22 protein-coding genes are annotated in these 26,842 nt (G+C 42.2%); 19 read left to right on the top strand and 3 right to left on the bottom strand.

Annotated features, from left to right (window positions below; all coding sequences use genetic code 11):
• The first annotated feature begins 151 nt into the window (after positions 1-151).
• The 3 genes from dinB to DOZ58_RS00115 are packed head-to-tail and all read left to right on the top strand — an operon-like array spanning position 152 to position 1,970.
• Positions 152-1,405 (top strand): DNA polymerase IV, encoded by a 1,254-nt coding sequence (gene dinB, locus DOZ58_RS00105; protein ID WP_111886428.1) that lies wholly within the window; start codon positions 152-154, stop codon positions 1,403-1,405.
• Positions 1,406-1,423: 18 nt separating this feature from the next.
• On the top strand, positions 1,424-1,666 hold the full coding sequence (locus tag DOZ58_RS00110) for a hypothetical protein (protein ID WP_204355440.1): 243 nt from the start codon (positions 1,424-1,426) through the stop codon (positions 1,664-1,666).
• A gap of 10 nt (positions 1,667-1,676) precedes the next feature.
• Positions 1,677-1,970, top strand: a complete 294-nt coding sequence (locus tag DOZ58_RS00115; RefSeq protein WP_371414185.1) for a nitrous oxide-stimulated promoter family protein — start codon at positions 1,677-1,679, stop codon at positions 1,968-1,970.
• Between the two features lie 23 nt (positions 1,971-1,993).
• Here the strand turns inward: DOZ58_RS00115 and DOZ58_RS00120 are convergent, their stop codons facing one another.
• Both DOZ58_RS00120 and DOZ58_RS00125 read right to left on the bottom strand, forming a co-directional pair.
• The gene (locus DOZ58_RS00120; protein WP_111886429.1) at positions 1,994-4,366 is read right to left on the bottom strand and encodes an ATP-dependent DNA helicase; all 2,373 of its coding nucleotides are present in this window, start codon (positions 4,364-4,366) and stop codon (positions 1,994-1,996) included.
• A gap of 58 nt (positions 4,367-4,424) precedes the next feature.
• The gene (locus DOZ58_RS00125) at positions 4,425-4,811 is read right to left on the bottom strand and encodes a helix-turn-helix domain-containing protein (RefSeq protein ID WP_111886430.1); all 387 of its coding nucleotides are present in this window, start codon (positions 4,809-4,811) and stop codon (positions 4,425-4,427) included.
• Positions 4,812-4,945: 134 nt separating this feature from the next.
• Here DOZ58_RS00125 and DOZ58_RS00130 point away from each other — a divergent pair, with 134 nt between their 5' ends.
• The 7 genes from DOZ58_RS00130 (at position 4,946) to DOZ58_RS00160 (ending at position 14,635) form a co-directional block, all read left to right on the top strand.
• Positions 4,946-5,338, top strand: coding sequence for a pyridoxamine 5'-phosphate oxidase family protein (locus DOZ58_RS00130; protein ID WP_111886431.1), 393 nt, complete (start codon positions 4,946-4,948; stop codon positions 5,336-5,338).
• Between the two features lie 903 nt (positions 5,339-6,241).
• Positions 6,242-6,751, top strand: a complete 510-nt coding sequence (locus tag DOZ58_RS00135; protein ID WP_242988550.1) for a GNAT family N-acetyltransferase — start codon at positions 6,242-6,244, stop codon at positions 6,749-6,751.
• Positions 6,752-7,453: 702 nt separating this feature from the next.
• Positions 7,454-8,824 carry an MFS transporter gene (locus DOZ58_RS00140; RefSeq protein ID WP_111886432.1) on the top strand — a complete coding sequence of 457 codons (1,371 nt, stop codon included), beginning with the start codon at positions 7,454-7,456 and terminating at the stop codon, positions 8,822-8,824.
• Between the two features lie 85 nt (positions 8,825-8,909).
• Positions 8,910-9,890, top strand: coding sequence for a uroporphyrinogen decarboxylase family protein (locus DOZ58_RS00145; RefSeq protein WP_111889638.1), 981 nt, complete (start codon positions 8,910-8,912; stop codon positions 9,888-9,890).
• Positions 9,891-10,029: 139 nt separating this feature from the next.
• A complete protein-coding gene (locus DOZ58_RS00150) occupies positions 10,030-11,424 on the top strand; it encodes an SLC13 family permease (protein ID WP_111886433.1) in 1,395 nt (464 codons plus the stop codon).
• A gap of 691 nt (positions 11,425-12,115) precedes the next feature.
• Positions 12,116-13,786, top strand: a complete 1,671-nt coding sequence (locus tag DOZ58_RS00155; protein ID WP_111886434.1) for a formate--tetrahydrofolate ligase — start codon at positions 12,116-12,118, stop codon at positions 13,784-13,786.
• A gap of 381 nt (positions 13,787-14,167) precedes the next feature.
• Positions 14,168-14,635 (top strand): NAD(P)H-dependent oxidoreductase, encoded by a 468-nt coding sequence (locus tag DOZ58_RS00160; protein ID WP_111886435.1) that lies wholly within the window; start codon positions 14,168-14,170, stop codon positions 14,633-14,635.
• A 119-nt stretch (positions 14,636-14,754) separates the two neighbouring features.
• On the opposite strand, the gene DOZ58_RS00165 is transcribed toward DOZ58_RS00160, so the two are convergent.
• Complete coding sequence (locus DOZ58_RS00165; protein ID WP_111886436.1) at positions 14,755-16,377, bottom strand: NAD(P)/FAD-dependent oxidoreductase; 1,623 nt, start codon at positions 16,375-16,377, stop codon at positions 14,755-14,757.
• Between the two features lie 41 nt (positions 16,378-16,418).
• On the opposite strand from DOZ58_RS00165, the gene DOZ58_RS18615 reads away from it, so the two are divergent.
• From DOZ58_RS18615 to DOZ58_RS00205, 9 genes are all read left to right on the top strand, one after another.
• Complete coding sequence (locus DOZ58_RS18615; RefSeq protein ID WP_204355441.1) at positions 16,419-16,562, top strand: hypothetical protein; 144 nt, start codon at positions 16,419-16,421, stop codon at positions 16,560-16,562.
• 73 nt (positions 16,563-16,635) lie between these two features.
• Positions 16,636-17,226: a TetR/AcrR family transcriptional regulator gene (locus DOZ58_RS00170; RefSeq protein ID WP_111886437.1), complete on the top strand. Its 591-nt coding sequence runs from the start codon at positions 16,636-16,638 to the stop codon at positions 17,224-17,226.
• 17 nt (positions 17,227-17,243) lie between these two features.
• Positions 17,244-19,322 (top strand): chemotaxis protein CheA, encoded by a 2,079-nt coding sequence (locus tag DOZ58_RS00175; protein WP_111886438.1) that lies wholly within the window; start codon positions 17,244-17,246, stop codon positions 19,320-19,322.
• A 17-nt stretch (positions 19,323-19,339) separates the two neighbouring features.
• Positions 19,340-19,846, top strand: coding sequence for a chemotaxis protein CheW (locus DOZ58_RS00180; protein WP_111886439.1), 507 nt, complete (start codon positions 19,340-19,342; stop codon positions 19,844-19,846).
• A 48-nt stretch (positions 19,847-19,894) separates the two neighbouring features.
• Positions 19,895-21,574 (top strand): methyl-accepting chemotaxis protein, encoded by a 1,680-nt coding sequence (locus DOZ58_RS00185; protein WP_111886440.1) that lies wholly within the window; start codon positions 19,895-19,897, stop codon positions 21,572-21,574.
• A 59-nt stretch (positions 21,575-21,633) separates the two neighbouring features.
• The gene (gene cheB / locus DOZ58_RS00190; protein WP_111886441.1) at positions 21,634-22,683 is read left to right on the top strand and encodes a chemotaxis-specific protein-glutamate methyltransferase CheB; all 1,050 of its coding nucleotides are present in this window, start codon (positions 21,634-21,636) and stop codon (positions 22,681-22,683) included.
• 8 nt (positions 22,684-22,691) lie between these two features.
• On the top strand, positions 22,692-23,162 hold the full coding sequence (locus DOZ58_RS00195) for a chemotaxis protein CheD (RefSeq protein WP_111886442.1): 471 nt from the start codon (positions 22,692-22,694) through the stop codon (positions 23,160-23,162).
• 59 nt (positions 23,163-23,221) lie between these two features.
• A complete protein-coding gene (locus DOZ58_RS00200) occupies positions 23,222-26,278 on the top strand; it encodes a PAS domain S-box protein (protein WP_162624362.1) in 3,057 nt (1,018 codons plus the stop codon).
• A gap of 64 nt (positions 26,279-26,342) precedes the next feature.
• A complete protein-coding gene (locus DOZ58_RS00205) occupies positions 26,343-26,747 on the top strand; it encodes a response regulator (protein ID WP_111886444.1) in 405 nt (134 codons plus the stop codon).
• Positions 26,748-26,842: the final 95 nt, after the last annotated feature.

The following is a 26,842-nucleotide window of genomic DNA, read 5'->3' on the forward strand; positions in this document are numbered from 1 at the left end:
GATGTTACAATTTGGACATGAAATAAAAATGACGCTAAGAGGGATTTGGTGAGGTTAAGAATTTAGGCATTGACAAAGAGTGCCAGTGGGTATAGAATACCAATAGAACATATGTACTAATTTGAATGAGGTAGATTAAAAAAGGTGAGCCATGGAACGGATTATTTTACACTCGGATATAAACAGTTTTTATGCCAATGTGGAATGTTTATATCATCCCGAAATCAGAAATCTCCCGGTGGCGGTAGGGGGAAATCCGGAGAAGCGCCATGGGATTATTTTGGCCAAGAACCAGAAAGCCAAGGAAGCTGGCGTCAAAACCGGGGAAGTGCTATGGCAGGCCCGGGCAAAATGTCCCGAGTTGGTGGTCCGGGCCCCTAACTATGAATTGTATCTGCGCTTCTCTCGGCTGGCCCGCAAGATTTACAATCGCTATTCCGATCAGGTGGAGCCTTTCGGCCTGGATGAAGCCTGGCTGGATGTCACTAACAGTGCCCGGATTCACGGCAACGGCTCAGTGATTGCCGAAAAAATCAACCGGGATATTCAGGAAGATTTGGGAATCACGGTGTCCATTGGGGTTTCCTGGAATAAGATCTTTGCCAAGTTTGGTTCGGACTACAAGAAACCCAATGCCATCACCGTGATTACCCGGGATAATTATAAAAAAATTGTCTGGCAGCAGGAGGTCGGGGATCTCCTCTATGTGGGCCGCTCAACCAAGAAAAAATTGATGAAATATGGCATCTATACAATCGGACAATTGGCAAAAACGTCCCTGGATTTTCTGGTGCTTCAATTTGGCAAAATGGGTGCCGTGTTATGGCGGTTTGCCAATGGGTTGGACGATAGCCCGGTCAAATCCTTTGACGAGCATTATAACGGCAATGAACGGATCCTTAAAAGCATTGGCAACAGTATCACCACTCCCCGGGATTTAAAAGACCTGAAGGATGTGAAATTTATCATCTACATGCTTACCGAAAGTGTGGCCATGCGGTTACGGGAAACCGGCTGCTATTGCCTGACCGTGGCCATCCATGTAAGAAACAAAGAATTACACAGCTTCACCCGGCAGTTGAAATTGGCCAAGCCCTCGGATCTGACCCGGGAAATAGCGGAAGCGGCCATCGCGCTGTTTGAAAACAATTATGATTTTAGCTCGGATATCCGCTCCATGGGGGTGCGGGTCACCGATCTGGTACCGGATTCAACCCCGATTCAGCTCGATCTGTTTGGCAATGAAGAACTCCGGGTGCGGCAGGCTCGGCTTGATGAGACCGTCGATGACTTGCGCAAGCGTTTTGGTAATCTGGCGGTGCGGCGGGCGGTCACCATCGGGGATCAGATGAGCTGCCTGGACCCCAAAAAAGACCACATTATCCATCCGATTGGTTACTTTTAAAGGAGGTGTTAGAGAAGAATGGCTATTAAAAAGTTTGTCCAGGTGATTGCAAAATTTGAAGAAGATGGAAAAATTATTCCTTTAAAGGTTTTATGGGAGGATGGTCGGGTTTTTATAATCGACCGGGTTTTGGATATGCGCCCGGGTGTTTCCCTGAAGGTCGGCGGACAGGGAATTCGCTACACCTGCCGGATTCAGAATAAAGAGGTCTGTCTCTATTATGAAGCACCCAAATGGTTTGTGGAGGGCAAGGAAAGATAGGGAATAAAGCATGATGCGAAAAATAGACAAGGAAAGAAGAATCCTCACCTTGATGGTAAGAATCTATTGCCGTAAAAAACATCGTTCGCAGGATCTGTGTGATGAGTGCCAGGCTCTGTTAAGCTATGCCTTGAACCGTCTGGATCATTGCCACTATGGCGAAAACAAGGGTTTTTGCAGTCAGTGTCCAAGCCACTGCTATAATAAAGAGAATCAGGTGAAAATTCGAGAAGTGATGGGTTTTAGCGGACCGCGGATGATTTTTTATCATCCTGTCATGGTCATCAGACATCTGCTGTCGTAGTACGACAGCAGATGTTTTTTACGTCAAATTTGGGGTTCGGGCATGGCCCAGAAATCCTGCAAACCCTTTTTTAGCTCGGCCTCAGTCCGAATCCGGCGGTGGGGAAACCACTCACGGGGAAACAGTTGGCGATAGCTGAGGCTACCAAACCGCTCATCGATGAGGACGATCACCCCCCGGTCAGTTTCGGTTCGGATCACCCGTCCAGCGGCCTGAAGCACCTTGTTCATCCCGGGGTAGAGGTAGGAATATTCATAGCCGGCGTTGTTCTTTTCATTAAAATAATCGCGGATGATATCACGCTCAAAACAGATTTGAGGCAGACCCACACCTACAATAATGGCGCCGATGAGTCCCTCGTGCTTTAAATCCACCCCTTCGGAAAAGATCCCGCCCAGCACCCCGAAGCCCAGCATGCCGACCTGGGTAGTGCCGGGTTTCGGTCGGAACTGATTCAGGAATAGCTCGCGGTCGGCCTCGTTCATTTCAGGGGATTGCCGGATGGTGATGATCTCCGGGTAGGTTTCGGTAAAAATCTCAAATACCGCGTTCATATATTTATAGGAAGGAAAATAAGCCAGATAGTTGCCTGATTGCTGCTCCAGTATGGCTTTGATACACGTGGCAATGGCGGGATAGGTCTTTTCCCGGTTTCGAAAGGTGGTTGAGATGGTATCGGCAATCAGCAGTTCCCGGTTTTTGACATCGAAGGGAGAGGGCAGGCTGATTTTATAGCTGTCAGGATCGCCACCCAGAATTTCTGCAAAATAGTTAAGGGGAGACAGGGTGGCAGAAAAAAAAATCGCAGCCCGGCCGCGCTTAATGGCTTCGCCCAGCAGGTGGGAGGGGTCCAGACAAAAGAGTTTTATTTTGGTGTCACCATTGGCGTTTTCGACGTAGGTCAGATAGCGGTCATCGTAAAATTCGGCGGTGCGCATAAAGGTCAGGGCGTTAAAATACAGTTCCAGCAGCTGTTTGTGGGATTCGTTGCCCTCATTTTTTACCAGCCACGCTTCGGCCAGATTAATAAACTTCAGCAGCAGCGGCAAGAAATCCTTGGGCGCTTCTGGCTGGCGATAATGCTGGTCGGTCTCAGCCAGTTTCCGCAGCCCGATCATGTGGCTGTTGATTTTTCCCAGGGCTTTAGCGATACCGGGATCGGTATCCTTAAACAGGCGTTTCAGTTCCAGAAACGGTTTTTTATAAAGTTCTGCCGAAAACATCGACCGGGCCCGATCCACCAGATTATGAGCCTCGTCAATCAGAAAGGTGTAGTCGCCGCCATTATCGGTAAAAAAGCGCTTGAGATAAACCCGGGGATCAAAAACATAGTTGTAATCACAGATCACGCAATCACACCAGAGGGTTAAATCCAGGGAAAATTCAAAGGGGCAGACTTGATGCTTGTGAGCATAGTCTTCAATGATCGGTCGGGTCAAGCGGTTTTCCTGCTCCAGCAGGTCAAGAATAGCTGGATTAACCCGGTCGAAATGACCCCGGGCGTAGTCGCAGTAATCGGGATCACAGATGGTTTCTTCCTGAAAACAGATTTTATCCTTGGCGGTGAGGGTGACGCTTTTAAAAGCCAGCCCCTGGTCCGCCATTTTAGCAAAGGCTTCCTCGGCCACCTCCCGGACAATGGTTTTGGCGGTCAGATAAAAAATTTTAGCGGTATGCCCTTCAGCCATCGATTTGATCGCGGGAAACAGGGTGGACATGGTTTTTCCGATCCCGGTGGGAGCCTGAACAAACAGCTTTTTATGTTCGGTAATGGTTTTATAAACCGCCACCGCCAGCTCTCGTTGACCCCGGCGATAGCTCTCAAAGGGAAAATCCAGGGCCCTGATGGCGGCATTTCGTTTGGTTACCCAGTCGCTAGTCAGGCTGGCCCAGACCAGGTATTGATTAATCAGATCATAAAAGAAAGTGGTCAGTTCGGTTTGGGTAAAGACTTTTAGAAATTGCTTGATCTCATCACTCTCACGTTGAAAATAGGTCAGCTGGACGCCAATTTCTGGCAGCTCATTTTGGATAGTATAAATAAACGCATAGCATTTAGCCTGAGCCCAATGGGTTTGACTATAATCTTCGTCGATGTCCGAAAGGGACTGGCTGGTGGACTTGATCTCGTCCACGACAACCCCCGTGTCAGTGGTGATGATGCCGTCGGCACGGCCTTCGATAAGGAAGTAGAAGCCTTCATATGCGAGGTTGTATTTTAGTGATACCTCTGCGGTATAGCCCTTGTCCTGATTGTCTTTTTGTACCTTCTGGTGGGCTCGGGTTCCTTCCAGAGCACTGGCATTGCTGATAAATTTAGAATCAATATTTCCGGAACGGAGCATAAATTCCACCAGATTCCGGACGGATAGTTTTATTTCGGGTTGATTGGTCATCGTTTCACCTGTTGTTTTACTTGTTTTATTTTATAAAATGTCTTGATTTAAAAATTTGTTAAAAACTCGTCATTTCATTTTTATTGGTATCATCGTTAGTTTGGTCAGAGATCTGATTTTTATTTTTTAAAAATTCAATATACTGGTTCCCCCAAATTTCTAATTCATCCAACACTGGCTTGAAATTTTTTCCGAGGTCGCTCAGCGAGTATTCGACCCGGGGTGGTATTTGATTATATACGGTTCTGATAATCAATCCGTGATCTTCCAACATTCGTAGCTGCTTAGTCAGCGTGGTGGAAGTTAGAGAGGGGAGTGTTCTTTGTAATTCATTAAATCGAAGGGTGCGTTCACTTAAACAGTGCATAATAAGCAACGTCCACTTTCCGGTCAGAATTTTTTGTGTTGTCACAAATGGACAGATGCCAAATAAATCGTTTTCCATGATACCTCCTGAGGATACTATCTAATAAGGTAGTAACAATACTAAAACATCGTACTTGTATTATTTGTTATATGATATAAAATTATAATATAACTGGCAGCGATGTCAAATCAATAATGAGCGAAGGAGAAAAAATGGAAGCAGTGTATGATTATTTGAAAAATTGTGGTACGTATTTTTTAGCAACGGAAGAAGGCGATCAACCACGCGTTCGTCCTTTCGGAACAATCAACATCTTTGAGGACAAACTTTATATTCAAACAGGGAAAATAAAAGCTGTTTCAAAACAGATGATGACAAATCCGAAGGTTGAAATTTCAGCTTTTAATGGTGAAACATGGATCCGACTTCAAGCAGTTGCCGTTGAAGATGATCGACTTGAAGCAAAACAAAGTATGTTGGATGCTTACCCAAGCTTACAAGATATGTACTCAGCCAATGACGACAATACACAAGTATTATATTTAAAAGATGCAGTAGCAACTATTTCGTCTTTTACGGCCGAACCAAAGGTCATTGAATTCTAGAGACTAATTTCTAAGAATTGGAATTCAGGCAAAACCCAGTGGATCTGAAATTCTGGATGAGTTAATAATTTAAGCAGGTTTAATTTATAGTGTAATTAACTGCGATCAGGTAAAAGACAAGTAATTCGTAAAATTATAGTCTTTTGATTCATTATAAAAAAAGTGTTTGCTGTTATAACAGGAAACACTTTTTTTATAATAAATTGTGATGATTGCAATTGAGCAGGTACCAATTAATTTAGTTCCATTTAATTAAGAAGAAACGATAGCGGGAGGAAATCGTTCCTTAAGTAATGCTTAATTATGCATCGTTTTCACGTTGATTTCCGATGGAAAGTGATCAGAAATTACATAAAAATAAAGACGTTAAAAAGGAAGGAAAGCAATAAAAAAGCAATAGTTTGCAATTTTGTTCGTTTTGTTATTTGTTAAAGTTATCACATCATATGAAATTTCTAGCAAGAAATAATTTTGCCAAGCATCGGTCAAATATAAAATAAAACGAGCAAAAAAACAAACTAAACAGTTGCTCCAATAAATATCAATTATTTTCCTTTTAATATACTAGAAAAATCAAAAAGTGTTTCACCTTAAAATATAAATTTTGAAAAATAGTATGTGAAACCATTATTATATAGTGCAAACAAATATTAAAGTTACCCGAATAATAAACGCCCAAACTTAGTAATTCCGACAAACTTGATTTGTTAAATAACGAACAATATATTTCTGTTTTGAAAATTGTTTGAGAAATAACAAACAAGTAAATGCAATATATTGTCGCAAAAAGGAAAAATATTGACATAAATAGTGAGAGGTGTTAACCTTATGAAAATTATAAAGCAGACGTGCACAAATTGGGTTTTAACAAAAACGCAAGAATTGAATTATAATAGGAGGTTTATGAAAATGGAATTTGGACTAAGAGAGTGGAAACTGAGTGATGCTGAAAGTATCGTACCCCTGGCCAATAATGAAAAGATAGCGAGAAATCTGAGAAATACATTTCCCTATCCCTATACGTTAGATGATGCACATCTTTTTATTTCAAAAAGTATTCATAAGAATAAACGGAAACTGTTAAACAGAGCGGTTGTTATTGATGATTTAGCATCCGGGTCGATCAGTTTACTTATGCAGGAGGATGTTAGCAGTAAAAGCGGAGAGCTGGGTTTTTGGTTAGGCGAACCCTTCTGGGGGAAGGGGATCATGACCCAGGCGATTAAACAAGTCTGTGAAAATGCCTTTGCAGAATCGGATGTTGTAAGAATTTATGCCCGTCCTTTTTCAGAAAACCAGAAGGCTCGAAGAACGCTTGAAAAAGCTGGGTTTGAACTGGAAGGTGTTTTTCGAAAGAGTATTTGTAAAAATGGAGTAATTCAAGACTCTTGTATGTACGCATTGACAAAATAAACTCAGACAGTTTTAATAAACAGACCACAAGTAAAATTACTGAAAAAATGCGTAATTTCAAAAAAAGAACTTCGAAAGAGGTTCTTTTTATTTGGGTGTGATTAAATGAATGCCAAAAAGGGAATGAAATAGAACGACAAACAAAAAGGGCTAATCAAGCTAAAAGAGGAATAATAAAATTTACAAATGTGATCGGAAATAAATTACAAATCAAAAACAAAAATAATATGGTGATGATTGACCTGTGATAAAAAGCTGCTATGTAGAATGAGACAGATAACGAGAAAATATAGATTATTCAGAAAAATACGAAAAGTAAACGAGTACAATGGCGTCAAAAATAGATTAACTGATATATTTTACTAAAAAAACCATTGACAGTCTCATTGAATACGAGTACAATGATGTTGAAAATGCAATAGTAATTACAATTTTATTTACGGTTTACGAAAAAGATCACAAAATTCTGAAAATCTTTAGTGCTTCCCCGTCAAATTTTGAATAATATTAAGAAAGGAGTAGTAAAAGAATTGCATCATATATGGAAGGGATGGTGCAAAATAAATATCGGGTGAAGGAACGAATGGATAAATTAAGTGTTTGATTGTTGGAAGATGAGGACTGACTGTTCATGCATGTGATGCAAACAGCTATTAAAAAAGGAATTGATATTTAAGTTTATACTAAAAAGGAGAAAAAATTATGAACAAACCATTAAAAAAGTCGGCCATTAATCTTTATGGATTGCCGTCGTTCGGATTTCAGACCATGGTCAATATTGAAGTTATGTTTTTTGCAGCATTTCTTACAGATTTTGCAAAAATACCGTTGGCTTTGGTAAGTACTATCTTATTGGTAACCAGTATCGTAGATATTGTTGCAGTACCAACCGCGGGGGTTATTTTAGAAAAAAGCAACATGAAATGGGGTAAATACCGTTCATGGCTGCTGGTTGGACCACCCGTCGCGGCACTCTTTTATATTTTGCAGTTTTCACAAATTGGTGGCACAGCAGAGATTAATGCCATTATTATCTTTTTAGGATTTGCCATCAGTCATCTGGTCTGGAATACATTCTATGCAGCCCATATTTCGATGAACAATTCACTGACCACCATTCGTGAAGAGCGAATCTCCATGGCTAGCAACCGGGGGATGTTTAATGCTGCTGGTGCTCTGGCGTTTTCTTACTTTGGGGTAAAAGCAATCACTGCCATCGGCGCTGGTGTTGGCAACCCAGTTTTAGGCTATACTTATATGGCAGCGATTACTGGTGCGATCATGATTACTTGTAACATCATTTATTATGTTATCACAAAAGAATATGCTCAAAACGGTACAGAAGTTAAAGCTGGAAAACCAGCTGAAAAGATGTCTATTGGAGAAATGCTCAAACAAATTGTTGTTAATCCGCCTTTGTTGGGATTAATGTTAGTAGAACTGGGTAGATATTTAGGTCGGTTTGTAATTTTTGGAATGGCATTCTACTACTTTAAATATGTTATCGAAGATCTGCCGGGATTAGCTTTGTTTATGACAGGATTAACCATTTCAAGCTTCTTTGCAGCCATGATTGCGGCACCGATTGCCAAGCGTCTAGGCGAAAAAACAACCTACATGATCGCACTGAGTCTTTTAGTTATCGGCTTATTACTGGTGTGGTTTATGCCGCTTGAAGCAACCGCATTTAAGATTATTATGTTTGTTGCCTATATTGGCTATGGCTTGCCTGATTCACTGGGTGTTGCCATGTACTCTGCAACGGTAGATTATGGTGAATGGAAAACAGGGAAAAATGCTCGCGGTTTCATTATGTCACTCATCAGTTTCCCAATAAAAATATCGATCTTTATCCGTTCGGTAATCATTGCAGCAGTTTTAGGTTCTGTTGGTTACGTAGCTGATATGGCGGTAACACCAGAACTGGTACAGGCAATTAAAAATGGCTTTGCATTATATCCAGCAATCATTATGGTTATCGGATTAGTGTTAATGTTTGGACTATATACATTAACACCAACAAGAATGGCTGAAATGAACAAAGAAGTTGCTGAACGAAAACAACAGGGATAAATCTTATTTTTCGACCGAAGCGCGTTATACTCGCTTCGGTTCGAAATGATAAATCCATTTAAAAACCATAAAAGGAGAAAATATGATGCTAACAAAAAGACAAAACCTTGCGGAAGTATTAAAAGGTGGAAATCCAGACCGCTTTGTCAAACAATATGAAGCGTTTGCGTTAATGATGAAAACTCCGATTAGCCGTTTAAAACCGCCAGTAGGGGGGCAAATTGTTAATGAATGGGGTGTTACTTTGAGCTGGCCGGAAGGGCAGTTAGGTTCATTCCCGGTTCATGACAAAGAACATATTGTGATTAAAGATATTACGAAGTGGCGGGATTACGTGAAAGCACCAAAACTTGAATATCCCGAGGAAGCTTGGGCGACTGCCATTGCTGATGCCAATGCTGTTGATCGGAATGACAAGTATGTTACTGTTTTTGTTGCTCCGGGCCTTTTTGAACATGTCCATTATCTGATGAGTATGGAAGAAGCCTTAATGGCTTATTATGAAGAACCTGAAGCGATGCATGAACTGATTGACTACCTGGTGGATTTTGAACTTCGGTTGGCTAAAGAGTTTGTCGATCATCTTCATCCGGATGCTGTTTTCCATCATGATGACTGGGGCAGCCAGATTAACTCCTTTATTTCACCGGCAATGTTTGAAGAATTTTTTGAGCCCGCTTACAAGAAGATCTATGGCTATTATAAAGATAATGGCGTTGAACTAATTGTTCACCACAGCGATAGCTATGCAGCTAACCTGGTGCCATCCATGATTGAAATGGGCATTGATATCTGGCAGGGAGTCATGAATACCAATAATATTCCTGAATTGATCAAAAAATATGGCGACAAGATTACCTTTATGGGTGGTATCCATAGCGGTCTTGTTGATTTCCCGGGCTGGACACCGGAAATTGTCGCTGAATATGTTAAAAAAACCTGTCAAGAAAATGGAAAACTATATTTTATTCCATCTCAGACCTCCGGCTTGCCGATTGACTCGTTCCCCGGTGTATACGAAACAATTAATACTGAAATAGACAAAATGTCAAAGGAAATGTTTTGATTTAGGGAAATACGCTAATCAAATCTAATTTTTATTTATGATTTGATGAAGGTTTATGATTACAGACAGGAAGTCTTTTCAAGATCTGAATCGACTTCTTGTCTGTATTATTTTAGAGATAAATATCTTGAGGTGGATTATGAATAAAAAACAGCTATTAGGAATGATCATGAGCATAGGGGTACTGATTGCAGTTTTCCTTCTGCCAATTCCAGAAGGTTTGACGGATATTGGATTTATTACCATAGGACTTTTAATTTTCTTTTTGATCATGCTGATAACAGAAGCACTACCAGTAGGGGTTATCTGTTTCTTAAGTCTGGCTTTGCTGCCAATTCTGGGCGTAACTAAAAATCTTGCAACCGGCTTGGTTGGATTTAGCAATACGATGTTGTTTTTTGTACTGGCTTCGTTTGGTTTGGCTGAAGCAGTGACATCAACGCCAATTGTGCAACGCGTCCTCCATCTTTTACTGGAGAAGTTTGGTAAAAACGTAAAAACATGTATTTTAGCAATCATGGTTGCTGGAGGGCTGATCTCATCGGTGGTTACGGATGTGCCGACGGTGGTTGTTTTTATGGGAATTGGAGCAGGCTTTTTAAAACTATTCAAAAATGAAGCGGACCGTAAAAAAACAGCAAGACCACTAATGATCGGGATCCCGGTCGCCATCATGCTAGGCGGAGTCATGACCCCTGCTGGCAGTGGGATTAATATCCTAACCATCGGTTTATTGCAAAACATTGCTGGTATTCAGATTACCTTTATTCAATGGATGATTTGTGCCATTCCCATTGTTGTGTTAATGGTGCCATTTTCCTGGTTTGTGTTGATGAAAATATATCCGCCGGCTGAAATTGATCAGTCAGAAATACAGGAATATTTAAAAACCATTGCCGTAAAAGAAAAGATTTCAAAAATCGAATGGAAAGTTATTACCATCGCATCAGGGATGATGTTTTTCTGGATTCTCAGTTCCTTTGTATCAGGAATTGATGTTACTGTGGTTGCTCTGATAGGATGTTCGTTATTTTTCCTGCCAGGGATCGATATTTTAACTTGGGACCGCTACATCAAAGCGGTAAGCTGGACTTCTTTTGTTTTGATTGGGACGGTTTTATGTATTGCCAACACCATTGTGACCAATGGTGTCAGTGAATGGTTTGTCACTCATGTCTTACCCACCAGTCTGACTATTTCGACAATGGAAGGGGTATTCTTTGTCGCGGCAATGTGTTTTATCATTATGCTGGTTGTACCGGTAGCTCCTGCTTTGATTGGGGTGTTGACACCGGTAATTATCAGCTTGGCAGCAACAACGGGCATTCATCCGGCATTGCTAATTATTACTCTGGGATTGTGTGCCGGTAATTGTTATCTGTTTCCCATTGATACCATTCCGCTGATAACCTATACGGCTGGTTATTACAAGATGACGGATATGCCAAAGGCAACGATTTGGATGCAACTGGCCTTTATCATACTCTGTACACTTTGGTTGCCCATTGGCGGTAAGATTGTCGGGCTTGCGTAAAATGATCGCTTCTTGATCGGATCATTTTTAGTTAAGAAAAGCGTGAAATTAAAAATATTTTCTTAATATATAAAAAAATGGCGGCTAATTTTGATAACGAGACAGAAAAAATAGAGAGAATATAAAAAGTATATTAGAATTACATAATGTACTAGTTAAATAAGTGACACAATAAGAATGAAAAAATAACTATTTTTACGAATGAAATCTAAAACGCTCCGAACAAAGACACTGTTCAGGGCGTTTTTTTTTAACCGTTTACAGAATTATGAATAGAATTTGTAAAAAAAGGAAAGTATAAAAAATAGTAGTAAATAGTGGGTTGATCGCTTGAAAACGTTAAAATAATAACAAGATATTTCACTTACTAAAGTTTGTTTGAGAAATAACAAACAAGTAAAGATAATAAATTGTCTCGATATAGAAAAATATTGACAGATAGTATAAAAGATGGTAACCTATGGAAAAATCTGTATATACATGTGCATAATTAATCGCAGAGAAAAATGTAAGATGTAATAAACAGAGCTTTGGTAAAAGGAGGTTGAAAAAACCAAGCAGATTATGAGTAATCCACAAATGTTTAAATGCAATGCCCGTAGAATCGACAGTCGGTAGCCGATTGTTGAATAGCCAATTTGAAAAGGGATTCAGAGAATCAGGAAATTATTTTAAAAAGGAGAATGACAGGATGAAAACAGATGTACAGATCGCACAGGAAGCTAAAATGCAACCGATTGCACAGGTGGCCGAAAAATTGGGGATCACTGGAGATGAACTGGAACTTTATGGCAATCATAAAGCCAAGGTATCTTTGTCGGTATTAAAAGACAACCAGGATCAGCCAGATGGGAAGCTTATCCTAGTGACGGCCATTAATCCGACCCCGGCGGGAGAAGGAAAAACAACAACTAATGTAGGTCTTTCAATGGCCTTGAATTATATTGGCAAAAAAACCATAACCACCTTGAGAGAACCATCATTGGGACCCTGTTTTGGAGTCAAAGGCGGAGCAGCTGGTGGTGGATACGCCCAGGTTGTCCCGATGGATGATATCAACTTGCATTTTACCGGTGATTTCCATGCGATAACCTCGGCTCACAGTTTGCTGGCAGCACTTTTGGATAATCATATCCACCAGGGAAATGCACTAAATATTGATATGGACCGGATTGTTTGGCGGCGCGTTGTGGATATGAACGATCGGGCTCTACGAATGATCACCGTTGCTCAGGGAAGTCGGGCCAATGGAGTCGAGCGTGAGACCGGGTATGACATTACCGTAGCATCAGAAATTATGGCGATCCTCTGTCTGGCTTCCAGTCTCACAGATCTTAAAGATCGGTTGGGCCGAATGATTGTGGCTTATAATACCGAGGGTAAAGCAGTGACAGCGGCTGATCTGGAAGCCACCGGTGCCATGGCATTGCTACTTAAAGATGCAATTAAACCCAATCTCGTTCAGACGCTGGAAAACACTCCGGCGTTTATCCATGGTGGTCCCTTTGCTAATATTGCCCATGGTTGCAACTCCGTTCTGGCCACCAGAACGGCCTTGAAGCTGGCGGATTATGTGGTCACCGAAGCAGGATTTGGAGCGGATCTGGGAGCAGAAAAGTTCTTTGACATTAAATGCCGTTACGCCGAGCTTAAACCTAATGCGCTGGTCATCGTTGCCACTGTCCGGGCGCTGAAAATGAACGGTGGGGTTGTTAAAACAGAACTTTCCAAAGAAAATGTAGAAGCCGTCACCTCAGGAAGTGCTAACCTGATCCAACATTTGGAAAATCTCCAAAAATTCAAGGTACCGGTTGTTGTCGCACTCAATAAATTCCCAACCGATACGGAGGCAGAATTTGATGCGGTAAAGAAAGCCTGCGAACATAAAGATGTCAAGGTGATCCTTTCTGATGTGTTTTCGCAGGGCGGAAAAGGTGGCGAGGAACTGGCCAGAGAAGTAGTGAAACTCTGTGACCTGGGTGAATCTCAATATCAACCCCTTTATTCGCTTGAACTTCCGCTTGAAAAGAAAATCGAAACCATTGCCAAAGAAATTTACCGGGCGGATGGGGTAGAATACGAGCCAGAAGCTAAAAAACAACTGGACGAGATTGTGGCCCTGGGATTTGACCACCTACCAGTGTGTATGGCGAAAACTCAATATTCCTTCTCAGATGATCAAACCTTATTAGGCGCACCTCAAGACTTCAATATCCATGTTAAAGAAGTGCGACTATCTGCTGGAGCCGGATTTGTAGTGGCGATCACCGGAACCATAATGACCATGCCAGGTCTGCCTAAGGTGCCTGCTGCAAATGGTATGGATATTACCGAAGATGGTGAAATAATCGGACTATCCTAATTATAATGAATGCGTGAGGAAGCGTTCACGCGGCGTTTGCACAAAGATTGAGCCGGTGATAAAACATGCGCAAATCAGCAATTTATCCGATCAAACGGTTTTTCGGTATAGTAATAAACATAAAAAACACAGATCACGTGCTTGTGAGTCTGTGTTTTTTTTGCGAAACAGGTTATAAAATAGTTTCAGGCTGTTAGCTTATTAGTCAGGAATTTTGGGAATAAACCAAAAAACGCTTATCTGAATCAAAGAAAAGACTTGTAAAAAATAATAAAATGAGGTACCTTAGTGTCAATAAGAGAATTATTAATGATTAAAAGTATGGGGACTTTATTTGTATTCTGGACAGGTTCAAATTTTTAAGAGAATGGAGAGAGTAGAATGAAGATTGGCATTATTGTATTTTCCAAAACCAACAATACGTTTTCAGTTGCCAAAAGGCTGAGAGATGCTCTGGCAGATAAAGGGCTGGAGGTAGAAATTGAACAGGTTATTCCGGAAGATGATGCTCCTGGTGTTAAGCCACCGATTGTATTTACCAATAAGCCGGATGTTTCGCCCTATGATGTGGTGATCTTTGCCAGTCCGGTATGGGCCTTCTCATTGGCGGGAGTAATGGCGGAATATCTTGAACAAATTTCATCTCTTCAAGGCAAACGGGTCTTTAGTTTTGTTACTAAGCAGTTAGCTTCTAAAATTACTGGTGGAAACAAGGCCAATCGACAGATCAAATCTGCAGTGGCAGTAAAAGATGGCACGGTGGAAAAGTCCTTTATTGTCAGCTGGAAAAATAAAAAAAGAGAGCAAGAGATTGAGGGCTTAATTGCAGAAATTTTAAAAGCCGTTTAAGGGTCATCAGGATTAGGCTTAAAAATTTGAGATAATGTAATTTGTTAAAAAAGTGCTCCTGGAGAAAAAATCTTCAGGAGCTTTTTTATGTGAGCGATGAGGATGGAAAATACAAAGTTTTATTTTGGCGGATTTAATTGGGCATATCGTTTGATGATTTTTTCGGCAGTTTTAACTCCGTCAACCGCTGAAGACATAATTCCACCGGCGTAACCAGCGCCCTCACCCATCGGATAGAGTCCGGAAATATTGGCAACATGATCATCGTTGCGGTTGATACGAACTGGCGAAGAACTGCGGGTTTCGACCCCGGTCATGACACTGTCATCCATGGCAAAGCCAGTCATCTTTTGATCAAAATGAACCAGGGCTTCCTTCATGGTGGCGACCACATAATCGGGCAGGCAGTCTTTCAATTGAGCAAGCTTAAGTCCCGGGGCATAGGTTGGCTTAAGCTGCCCCCAATGGGTGCTGGGTCGATCCGCCAGAAAATCGCCCACCAACTGTGCCGGGGCATGATAATTTTGGCCCCCCAGAGTAAAGGCCAGGGTTTCCCATTTACGCTGAAAGGCGACTCCGGCCAGGGGATGACTGTCGCCGAAGTCTTCGGGTTGCACTCCGACGAGCAAGGCCGCATTGGCATTTTCACCATCGCGTCGGTGTTCGCTCATGCCGTTGGTGACAACCCCGTTTGCTTCAGAAGCAGCAGCTACCACATAGCCGCCGGGACACATGCAGAAGGTGTAAGCTGAGCGGCCATTGGGGGAATGATAGGAAAGCTTATAATCCGCAGCCCCCAGTCCCACTGTGCCGGCAGCTTGACCATATTGGGCGCTATTGATGAGGTTCTGGGGATGCTCAATCCGCACGCCGATAGAAAATGCTTTTGGGGTCATGGTGACGCCTCGATGATGAAGGGTATAAAAGGTATCCCGGGCACTGTGACCGATTCCCAGCAAAGCGACCTGGCAGTTAAGGGTTTCTTGCTCATTGATAATTAATCCAGTGAGTTGGTCGTCCTCAATCAAAAAATCAGTCACTTGGGACCGAAAGCGTACCTCACCACCATTTGCAATGATCTCCTTGCGGAGTGTTTTTACCGTTTCGCGGAGCAGATCGGTGCCGATATGGGGCTTACTGAGATAGCGGATTTCTTCCGGCGCTCCGGCTGCGATAAACGCTTCTAGAATACTTCGACAGCGGGGATCATTAATCAGGGTGGTTAGCTTACCATCGGAAAAGGTTCCGGCGCCGCCTTCCCCAAATTGGACATTGCTGTCGGGATCCAGTTCTCCAGTCTGCCAGAAGGTGTCAATCTTGGCGGATCGGATATCCACCTCATCCCCACGTTCAAGAATAATCGGCGCGTATCCGTTTCTAGCCAAGTTAAGACCAGCAAAAAGACCAGCGGGGCCCAGGCCAATGATCACCGGTCGGTGTCCCATGGTGGTATTCCCTGGTGTCACTGGTTGATAGGATAAATCCGGACTGGGGATAACCCCGGATTTGCCGCATTTTTTTAGAATGGCCCCCTCATTTTTGAGGCTGGCATCCACCGAATAGATATAGGCAATGGCACTTTTTTTGCGGGCATCAATGGATTTCTTAAATATTTGAAAGGTGATTAAGTCGTTGGGTTTAATTTTAAGTTTGGTCAGAAGGGCATTTTTTAATGCTGCTGCTTCAGTATCATTATTTTTAGCCTTCGTGATTTCAAGCTTTAGATTGGAAATTCGAATCATCCGATCCTCCTATAGTATTATTTAATGGAGACCATTATAACATGGCTTTTATCAAAATCAAAAAATATAGTGGGGTCGTTTTAAGCTCGTTTAACAGTAATGATGAAGAACTGCTAAAAGAGTGCGTGTTGCCGATAAAAATTTCTTTAATCAGCACAAAAAAAAACGTCGAAACTTCACATTAAAAGTTGACAATAAAGTAGAAAAGTGTATAATTCAAATATAGGAGTAAGTAATCACTCCGGTAGGAGGGGCGACATGGGAAAATCTTTGATAAAAAGACATGAAAGCATCATCGTTTCAACCATCCAAACCTTAAATGCCGTTGGCCTTCAAAATTTATCGACAAAATTGATTGCCAAACAGGAAGGTGTTTCAGAAGGGACTCTATTTCGGCATTTCAAGACGAAAACAGATATTATGCTGGCAGTGGTGGATCATTTTTCCCAGTATGATGATGCCATCATTGAAACCTGTGTTTTAAAAAACTTTTTGCCACTTGAAACGATTCGTTATTTTTATAACGCCTATGCCGAATATTATCAGAACTACCCGGAAATAACGGTGGTGGTTCAAGCTTATGACAGCCTGATGTGCGATGCAAAACTATCCGAAAAAGTTAGTTCAATCATTTATAAACGATCCGACTTTATTACAAAAACCATTCAAGCAGCCATCGATCAGAATCTGATCCGAACAAATCTTGATCCGGCGGTACTTGAAAATATACTCACTGGCGGCAGCAAGGAAATTTGTCTGAAATGGCGAATGAACGCGTACAGCTTTTCGATCAAAGAAAAATCAGCGGAAATGGTTGAATTAATTTTAAGCGGTTTTATGAAAAACTGAGAAAAGGAGGGACACGATTGGCAGATCAATATATGAATGATCCGATGCAGGAAGTGTTTATTTTTGAAACATCCCAGCAATTGGAACAAATGGAACAGTCGGTGATTAAGACCGAAGCCCTGGGCAGCTATCCCAGCGAAATTATCAATGAGATATTCAGAATCATGCATACCATTAAAAGTTCAGCAGCGATGATGCTGATCAATAACATGTCGGTGCTGGCGCATACCACCGAAGATATGTTTTACTTTATTCGGGAAGAAAAGCCAGCAGTTATTGATGTATCAACGCTGTCAGATCTGGTGCTTGAAGGCATTGACTTTATGAAACTGGAGCTGGAAAAAATAAAAAATGGGGTAGAAGCCGACGGCGATCCGAAAAGTTTAACAGATAAGATCAAAGAGCATCTTAAGCAGCTCAAAGAAAGTAATAATCTGACCGATTCCCAGGTGATTAACAACGAACCGATAAAAGAAAAATATTATATCAGCTCGAACAAGGCGGCAAAAATCAGTGAGCTAAAAACCTATCAGGCCATTTTGCGATTCGATGAAGACTGCGGGATGGAAAATATCCGGGCGTTCACCGTGGTTCATAATTTAAAGGAGATTACCGAATCGTTTAAAAGCACTCCAGAAGACGTCATTAATGATCCGGATTGTGTGGAGACGATTAGACGGGATGGCTTCATTCTCCAAATTGATACCCTGGAGTCCGAAGAAAAACTGGCGACTTTTTTTCGCAGCTTGGCATTTATCGATCAATTCGAAATGGTTGAGCTGGATCAGACACAGGAAATCCAGGAAGCGATCTGTGGTCTTCTTTCAGAGGATACAATTAGTGTCCCCCAACCGAAAGAAACCATAACAGCTTGTGTTATCAACAAAGAGGCACCAGTAAATAATGGCAGCCAAAGCCAGAGTATCATTTCGGTTAGCGTTGAAAAGCTGGATAAACTGATGAATCTGGTCGGTGAGATGGTCATTTCTGAAGCGATGGTCACCCAGAATCCGGACCTTAAAGGCCTGGTGCTGGATAATTTTAGCAAATCGGCCAGGCAGCTCAAAAAAATAACCAATGAACTTCAGGATATGGTCATGTCCATTCGGATGGTTCCTTTAGGACCTACTTTTTTTAAAATGAACCGGATTGTCCGGGATATCAGCAAAAAGCTCGGGAAAGAAATTAACCTCGAAATTTTGGGCGAAGAAACCGAGGTAGATAAAAACATTATTGAGCAGATCGGTGATCCACTGATGCACATTGTCAGGAATTCCGCTGATCATGGGATTGAAGCTGCTGAGAATCGGGTTCGCCAGGGCAAACCCCGGACCGGGACCATCACTCTGGAAGCTAAAAATGCCGGCGGCGAGGTGTTAATTATCATCCGCGATGATGGTAAGGGGTTGAGCCGCGACGGAATCCTTCAAAAAGCCATGGAAAACGGACTAGTCGGAAATGAAGCCGCTAATATGACCGATACTGAAGTGTTCAACCTGCTTTTCTTACCAGGCTTCTCGACCAAGGAAGCGGTTACTGAATTTTCCGGTCGGGGGGTAGGTATGGACGTGGTAGCTAAGAATATTGAGGCAGTGGGCGGAAACATTCTGGTGGAAAGTGTCGAAGGACAGGGAACCGTCATTACCCTGAAAATTCCCCTGACGTTGGCCATCATCGAAGGCATGAATATCCGGGTTGGTGAAACCTGTTATACCCTGCCGATTATGTCCATTAAAGAATCCTTTATTCCCAAGGCTCAGGAGATCTTTCGGGATACCGATCAAAACGAAATGATTATGATCCGGGGCAAGTGTTATCCGATTATGCGACTTAAAGAGCATTACAAGGTTAAAACTGGAGCAACCGAGATTGAAGACGGCATTTTAATTATGCTAGAAGGAGAAACGAAAACCACCTGTCTTTTTGCCGATGAACTATTGGGCGAGCAGCAGGTCGTGGTTAAAACGCTGCCGAAGTATATTCGGCGGATGAAAAAAATTGATGGTCTGGCCGGGTGTACCTTGCTGGGAGATGGTAACATCAGCCTGATACTGGATGTCAATGGACTAGTTACCCAGAAACGGCTTAAAAATTAGGTAAAGGAGGCGAAACGATGGCGGAAGCGTTTGATGAATTTGATGAACTGGAGCTGCAAGAGGATGATGAAACCGAAGAAGGGAAGTATTTAACCTTTAATCTGGACAGTGAAGCCTATGGTCTTGAAATTATTTATGTTACAGAAATAATCGGGATTCAGAAAATAACCGAAGTGCCGGAGTTACCGGAGTATGTCAAAGGGATTATGAGTCTCCGGGGACAGATCATTCCGGTGGTGGATGTGCGCTTGCGGTTTGGGAAACCGGAACGGGAATACGATGAACGAACTTGCGTGATCGTTGTCGAGATTTCAGATATCACGGTGGGACTGATTGTCGATGGTGTTGCTGAGGTAGTGGCCATTCCTGAGGAAGATATTGTTCCCCATCCAGATTTGGATGAAACCGACGGTAGGCAATTTGTGAGAGGAATTGGAAAAGTCGGTCATGCGGTAAAACTCATTCTGGACTGCCAGAAATTGCTTGAGGATGATGAAATGGAAAATCACGTTCAAGAAGCCTGATTTGTGTATATAGGAACAAAATAAAAACTCAGATGGAGGAAACACGAGATGGAATTTTTTAGGAATCTTAAAATAAAACAAAAATTGGTCACCTGTTTTATTTTGCTTGCGGTAATAACCGGAATTGTGGGGGTATTTGGCATCTATACCATGAATACCATTAATACCCAGTCGGAAAACATGTACTATAACAATTTGGTGCCATCTCAAAAATTGGCCAATGTTCAATCAGCCCTGGAAGATATCCGGGCCAATCAGTTACTGGCCGTTTATGAACGCAATCCGGGAACCCTGCAAACCCGTTTAGATGCTATTGTTACGGCAGTAGAAAGTGACAATGTTCTAATAAAAGAATATGAAGCGACCATCCAGGATGATCAAAATAAGGCCCTTTATGATACGCTGATTGAAAACATGGCGACCTACCGGGATGTGCGCAATGCTAATCTGGAATTGGTCAAAGCCCAGAAATATGATCAAGCACTGGCAGAACTTGCTGGTGTAACCCAGGCACGAGAAACCGTCGATAAGGATCTTCAAAGTCTTATTGATTACAACACAAAACTTTCCGAAGCGATTCTTACACAGAATACCGCAAACTTTACGACCCAGAGTGCTGTGATGATCGTTCTCATCATTGTCGGAATTGCATTAGCGGTGGGATTGGGATTGATCGTTGCCAATGGGATCAGCAAGCCCTTACGACGGATGGTTGATTCAGCTGAGGAAATTGCCAATGGGAATTTGGATGTGGATGTGAAAGTTGACAGCCGTGATGAAGTCGGCGAGCTGGGATTGGCTTTTATAAAAATGACCGATCATATTAATGACATTATGTCCAACATTGATTCCGCCGCCGAACAGGTGGCTGCTGGTTCCAAACAGATTGCCGATTCCAGTATGGGTTTATCCCAGGGTGCTACCGAACAGGCCAGCTCAATTGAACAACTAACTGCTTCGATTGAAGAAATTGCCTCGCAGACTCGTCTCAACGCTGATAATGCCGGTGAGGCGAATGAACTGGCGGAACTGACCAGAGAAAACGCCGTAAAAGGGAACAATGAAATGAAACGGATGCTGCAATCGATGGAAGAAATCAATGAATCTTCAGCAAATATTTCTAAGATTATCAAGGTCATTGATGAGATTGCTTTCCAAACAAATATTTTGGCCTTAAACGCTGCTGTAGAAGCCGCCCGGGCTAGGCAGCATGGCAAGGGATTTGCAGTAGTTGCCGAAGAAGTTAGGAACCTGGCCGCCCGATCGGCAGATGCTGCCAAAGAAACGACCCGAATGATTGAAGGGTCCATTAAAAAGGTTGATGATGGCACAAAAATCGCCACAACCACAGCGCTATCCCTTAACATGATTGTCGACGATGTGGCGAAAGTTTCTGGCATTGTGGGAAATATTGCCTCAGCGTCCAACGAACAGGCGATTGGCATTTCCCAGATCAACCAGGGTATTATGCAGGTGTCTGAAGTTGTTCAAATGAACTCGGCAACATCAGAAGAAAGTGCCTCAGCCAGCGAAGAATTATCGAGTCAGGCAGAGTTGTTAAGAGAACAGGCAGCACGATTTGCTTTAAAAAAAAATAGCCGGTATGGCTATCGACAAAATGAAGAGTTAGCAATCGAAAGCCGCCCAAATCGGAAAGTGCCGGTTAATAATGCGACGTCAAAACCTAATAAAATTGCTTTAACCGATAATGAGTTTGGAAAATACTGAAATTAGATCCCAGAAATGGGGACAACGGTTTCTCAAGCGGGTAGAGAGGACGAGAAGAATTGCGAAAGAAAAATCAGATCAGCGTACTCATCGTTGACGACAGCCAGTCATTCCGGGAAATGGTGGCTAAAAAACTGGTCGTTGATCCGCAGATTCAGGTCGTTGCTACCGCATGTGATGCCTTTGATGCGCGCGATAAAATTCTTAAATACGATTTGGATCTTATTGTCTGTGATCAGGAAATGCCAAAAATGAGTGGTGTCGAATTTATCAAACGGTTGTTACCCCAATATCCTATCCCGGTGGTGATTGTCAGTGGTAATCCTAAGATTGGCCCTGAGGCCAGAGCAGTCGGAGCCATGGATTTTGTAGAAAAGCCGAATGGCGTATCTTCAAAAACCTTTGAAGACTTTCTTCTTGAGTTGATCCTGAAGATCCGCTTGGCGGTAAAGAGCAGGGTGATCCTTCCAGTGCAAAAGCCGATTCTCCAAAGAATCGAAAACAATCATATCCAGCAAATATCTGGCAATGGGCGGTCATCAGACCGGCTCATTGCCATTGGTGCGTCCACCGGTGGCACCGAAGCAATTTATCACATTCTTAAAAACCTGCGGGTGGATTCTCCGGGAATTCTGATTGTTCAGCATATTCCTCCGGTGTTTTCAAAGATGTTTGCCGAACGAATGGATGCCCAGACCCCTTTACAGTGTAAAGAAGCCCAATCCGGGGATTATCTGGAATCGGGAAGGGTATATATTGCTCCAGGAGATCAGCACATGCGCATTAAGCGAATTGGTGTAAAGTATCGAGTTGAAGTGTTTGCTGGCGAAAAAGTTAATGGTCACTGTCCGTCAGTTGATACGCTCTTTGATTCCGTTGCCCGGGAAGCCGGCCATCGGGCTATTGGGGTGCTATTGACGGGAATGGGTAGTGATGGTGCCAGAGGTCTTTTGGAGATCCGACGAAAAGGTGGTTATACCATCGGTCAGGATGAGGCATCTTCAGTTGTGTATGGTATGAACAAGGTCGCCTATAATATGGGCGCTGTATCAGTCCAATCCGCGCTGGAAAATATCCATCAACACATTTTTACAGCACTAAAGGAATAGGTGAAACGATGACAAAAATTATCGGAATCGGTGAAATGGCCATTTCCAACAAATTAAATGATAAGATTAAGACCTTTGCGTTAGGTTCATGTCTGGGAATTACAGCTTATTCTCCGATCCGAAGAGTGGGGGGGATCATCCATATTGCCCTGCCTCGACCAGCCCGAAGGGAGGATGCGGTTGACCGCTATTGTTATTATGTCACCACGGGGTTGCCTTACTTTATAAAGCAGTTTTCCAGTGAATACGGATGTCAGAAAAATGAATTGGTGATTCGAATTTTTGGTGGTGCCGAATCCTTGCGTAAGAATGATACCTTTAACGTGGGTCGACATAACCTAGAAGTTACAAAAAAGATTCTTGATGAGTTGGATTTAGGTATTCACTATGAAGAAACGGGTGCTACGGTCAGTCGTACTATTGAGCTGGAGGTCGCCAGTGGTGATATTAACATCTGGCACCAAAATATGATTATCTAAAGGTTGTCATATCATGGCGGTTGTGAATAACCGGATGCATGTATAAAGGAAGTGACAAAATGTTGAAAGAGAAGCGGTTGAATACTGAAGATAAGTTCGTTCAGGAATTTAATGCTATTTCAGTTGGAGTAGTGGTGATGGATGAAGAGGCAAAAATTGCCAATGTCAATGAGCCACTGCTTAACTATTTCAATCGGAAAAGAGAAGACTTTATTGGAAAACACTTTGGCAATGCGATACAGTGCAAAAGCAGCCGCTTAAACAAACGCGGTTGCGGCTTTGACCCGTCTTGTGAGTTCTGTGAACTGAGAAATGCGGTAACAAAGATTCTGGAGTTCGAAGATGAACCGATTAAAATAGAATTTAAGAAAAGTATTTTTGTTGACGATGAGGAGAATGATTATTGGTTCAGAGTTAGCGTTGCCCCGTTAATGCGGGAACATATAAGAAATGCAGTGGTAACCTTCGAAGATATTACTGAGCGCAAGAATCGAGAGCTATCTCTGGAACAGTCCCGGGATTATTATTACCGGATGTTTGAAAACTTTCCTACCTTGATCTGGAAAATGGACCGGGAAGGAAATGTGGTTTACTTTAACCGCGGTTGGTTCTTGTTTACCGGTAAGCAAAACGAAGACTATCTGGGAATAAAATGGATGGACTTGATTCATCCTGAGGATCGCAATTTTTATCTGGAAATGAAGAATCAGGCCTTTCGTAGTAAAAGATCTTTCAGTGTTTCATACCGTATTCTGCATGCCAGCGGTAATTATCGCTGGCTTGAGGGCATTTACAGTCCATCCTTTGAAGAGGATGGAAGTTATGGTGGTTATATTGGCATTGGAATTGACATTACTGATCGAAAAAAACTGGAAGAGGGACTGATCCGTTATAAAATGCTGGCGGAAAAGGTTCGAGACACCATTCTTTTTGTCGAAATAAACGGCAAAATAATCGATGCCAATAATGCTGCTGTCCAGCTCTATGGCTATAAGCGACGAGAACTGTTAAACCTTTTAGTCTTTGATTTAATTGAAGGTGGAAAATCTGTAGCAATTGAGGAAATGGAGCATGGGGATAAGGATGGCGTCTTTTTTGAAACCATTCATAAACGGAGAGATGGTACCCTGATTCCGGTTGAGGTCAGTGCTAAAGCCACAAAAATGAATGAAAAACGGGTGATTATCTGTATTATCCGAGATATTTCTGAACGGAAAAATGCTGAAAATGCCCTTGTTGACAGTGAAGAAAAGTTTCGTCAGGTTTTTCACAATTCGTCTGACGCAATTTTTGTTCAGGATATTAATGAAGATGGCTCCCATGGTCGACTCATTGAAGTCAATCAGACTGCTGGAGATATGTTTTATTACGCCTACGAGGAGTTTTTTAGATTTGCGGATCCCGTTTTTAAATTGATTGACTCAACCATCGAGGCAGAGAAATATTGTAAAGAGGTGCTTGAAAAAAGTCAGATTGCCATCAAGGCCTTAGCTAAACGAAAAGACGACACGACCCTGCCAGTGGAGCTATTATGTAGCCACTGTTATTTAAATAGGAAAAAGGTAGCTATTACGATTGTCCGCGATATCAGCGAGCGACTGGCTGTGGAGCAGGCATTAAAATTGGCTAAGGAAGAAGCAGAAAGTGCCAATCAGGCCAAAAGTGAATTTTTGGCAAATATGAGTCATGAAATCAGAACGCCATTAAATGGGATTGTTGGGATGGTCAATTTAATGCGTTTATCCAATTTGAATCAGGAACAACAGGAGAACATCAAAATCATCAAAACTTGCGTCAATGCTCTACTCAATGTGATCAATGATATCCTTGATTTTTCAAAAATGGAAGCAGGAAAATTGGAGATCAAAAAGAAAAACTGTGACATTAAAGCCCTGGTGGAACACACAATCAAAGCTCAGTCGCCGGCAGCGACAGGTAAGGGTATTGAAATTAGTTATGCGTTCTCAGCGTCTGTACCCCAATATGTGATGGGGGATTTTCATCGGATTCAGCAAATTCTCAATAACCTGATCAGTAATGCCATCAAATTTACCGATACCGGTGAGGTGTGGGTCAAGGTTAAGAGACTGGCGGCAAAAGATAATCTGGTTGAACTTCTTTTTGTGGTGGAAGACACTGGCATCGGGATTGCGGAAGAAAACCGGCAACGGATTTTCGAAAGCTTTAGCCAGGTGGATGGCTCCTTTACTCGCCGTTTCGGGGGAACCGGTTTGGGGCTTGCGATAACCAAGCAATTGGTGGAACTGATGGGCGGAAGAATCTGGATCGAAAGTACAGAGGGCGTTGGTAGTCGGTTTTATTTTCAGCTTACCTTTGAGCCGGGTTCCATTAAAGAGCGACAATCGGAAAAACAGCCTGATTATTTTAAGATCAATCAGCAGTATAAAATCCTTCTGACTGAAGACGACAAGGTTAACCAACTGGTTATTGCCCGGATGCTCAACGAATGTGGTTATGGGGTAGATATTGCCGGGAATGGTTTTGAAGCACTGGAAATGGTTAAAAAAAACAGCTATGATATTATTCTAATGGATATTCAAATGCCGGAAATGGATGGTATTGAAGCCACTAAGCGGATCAGGGCAATCAATCAGGATACTCCGGTGTTGGCTATTACCGCTTATGCGCTCCACGGAGATCGGGAAAAATTTTTGTCCCAGGGGTTGGATGGCTACATATCAAAACCGATTAAAGTAGAAAAGCTGGTTGAGGAAATTGAAAAATGCATCAACCGTAAGGAAGAGACAAGGAAGACCGGCGATTTTGAAATGTATATCGGTGCTAATGGGGAAATTGTGATTAAGGAAAAGAAGGCCCCAGTTCTTCAGAGTGGCAAGGTAACTGATGCTGAAAAAGAAGAACAACTGTCGGAGTTGATCGATGAGCTAAATGATCAGGTGGCAGCCGGGAAATTAGCGGAATTTGAAAAAATGGCAAATCAGATCAAAAAGCTTTCCATTGCTTTAGACATTGAAGACTTAAAGGTGGTTGCTTTTAAAATAGAATTGGATATTAGACGGGGGAATTTTGAAGCCGCAGCCGAAAAGGTCGATCAGATTAATCATATTTATTCGGTATACAAAAGAACAGTATAAAAGAATCGGACAATCTAAAAGTGACAAAAGACATTAGATTCAATGTAAGAAAGGTAGGAATAAAATGAAAATATTAATTGTAGAAGATGACATGGTAAGTCGACGCTTTTTAGGGAAGTTTTTAGCTCAGTATGGAGAATGCGTTATTGTGGTAGATGGAATGGAAGCCTTGGATGCGTATCTCATCGCGATTAAAGAAGAAGACCCCTATGATCTCATCTGTTTGGATATTATGATGCCAAAGGTAGATGGGGTGAAGGTGCTTAAAGCCATCCGCGATTTTGAAGTGCAACGTGGAATTCTGCCTGAAGAAAAGGTCAAAATCATTATCATTACCGCGCTGGCCGATACCGAATTTGTGAATACCGCCTTTGATTTGGGCTGTGAAGCTTATGCGGCCAAGCCGGTTGATACGGATAAACTGGTTGAGGTCATGAATAAGTTAGGTGTGATCAAAGTCGATCAGTAAGACAAAGTCTTTTTATCGGTGTGATTTTAATGAAAATATGATCGAATAGCGTGAACGAAATATGTTGGTGAACTAAAAAATAATCGCAGCAAGTG

Source organism: Acetobacterium sp. KB-1 (genome assembly GCF_003260995.1).
GTDB classification, from domain to species: domain Bacteria; phylum Bacillota; class Clostridia; order Eubacteriales; family Eubacteriaceae; genus Acetobacterium; species Acetobacterium carbinolicum.

Excerpts from the sequence above, each read along its gene's own strand:
- DOZ58_RS00115 (WP_371414185.1), top strand. The coding sequence starts at position 1,677 with ATGATGCGAAAAATAGACAAGGAAAGAAGAATCCTCACCTTGATGGTA.
- DOZ58_RS00135 (WP_242988550.1), top strand. The coding sequence starts at position 6,242 with ATGAAAATGGAATTTGGACTAAGAGAGTGGAAACTGAGTGATGCTGAA.
- DOZ58_RS00145 (WP_111889638.1), top strand. The coding sequence starts at position 8,910 with ATGCTAACAAAAAGACAAAACCTTGCGGAAGTATTAAAAGGTGGAAAT.
- DOZ58_RS00165 (WP_111886436.1), bottom strand. The coding sequence starts at position 16,377 with ATGATTCGAATTTCCAATCTAAAGCTTGAAATCACGAAGGCTAAAAAT.
- DOZ58_RS00150 (WP_111886433.1), top strand. The coding sequence starts at position 10,030 with ATGAATAAAAAACAGCTATTAGGAATGATCATGAGCATAGGGGTACTG.
- DOZ58_RS00200 (WP_162624362.1), top strand. The coding sequence starts at position 23,222 with ATGTTGAAAGAGAAGCGGTTGAATACTGAAGATAAGTTCGTTCAGGAA.
- DOZ58_RS00155 (WP_111886434.1), top strand. The coding sequence starts at position 12,116 with ATGAAAACAGATGTACAGATCGCACAGGAAGCTAAAATGCAACCGATT.
- DOZ58_RS00205 (WP_111886444.1), top strand. The coding sequence starts at position 26,343 with ATGAAAATATTAATTGTAGAAGATGACATGGTAAGTCGACGCTTTTTA.
- DOZ58_RS00110 (WP_204355440.1), top strand. The coding sequence starts at position 1,424 with ATGGCTATTAAAAAGTTTGTCCAGGTGATTGCAAAATTTGAAGAAGAT.
- DOZ58_RS18615 (WP_204355441.1), top strand. The coding sequence starts at position 16,419 with ATGGCTTTTATCAAAATCAAAAAATATAGTGGGGTCGTTTTAAGCTCG.
- DOZ58_RS00120 (WP_111886429.1), bottom strand. The coding sequence starts at position 4,366 with ATGACCAATCAACCCGAAATAAAACTATCCGTCCGGAATCTGGTGGAA.
- DOZ58_RS00125 (WP_111886430.1), bottom strand. The coding sequence starts at position 4,811 with ATGGAAAACGATTTATTTGGCATCTGTCCATTTGTGACAACACAAAAA.
- DOZ58_RS00195 (WP_111886442.1), top strand. The coding sequence starts at position 22,692 with ATGACAAAAATTATCGGAATCGGTGAAATGGCCATTTCCAACAAATTA.
- dinB (WP_111886428.1), top strand. The coding sequence starts at position 152 with ATGGAACGGATTATTTTACACTCGGATATAAACAGTTTTTATGCCAAT.
- DOZ58_RS00185 (WP_111886440.1), top strand. The coding sequence starts at position 19,895 with ATGGAATTTTTTAGGAATCTTAAAATAAAACAAAAATTGGTCACCTGT.
- DOZ58_RS00180 (WP_111886439.1), top strand. The coding sequence starts at position 19,340 with ATGGCGGAAGCGTTTGATGAATTTGATGAACTGGAGCTGCAAGAGGAT.
- DOZ58_RS00160 (WP_111886435.1), top strand. The coding sequence starts at position 14,168 with ATGAAGATTGGCATTATTGTATTTTCCAAAACCAACAATACGTTTTCA.
- DOZ58_RS00130 (WP_111886431.1), top strand. The coding sequence starts at position 4,946 with ATGGAAGCAGTGTATGATTATTTGAAAAATTGTGGTACGTATTTTTTA.
- DOZ58_RS00170 (WP_111886437.1), top strand. The coding sequence starts at position 16,636 with ATGGGAAAATCTTTGATAAAAAGACATGAAAGCATCATCGTTTCAACC.
- DOZ58_RS00140 (WP_111886432.1), top strand. The coding sequence starts at position 7,454 with ATGAACAAACCATTAAAAAAGTCGGCCATTAATCTTTATGGATTGCCG.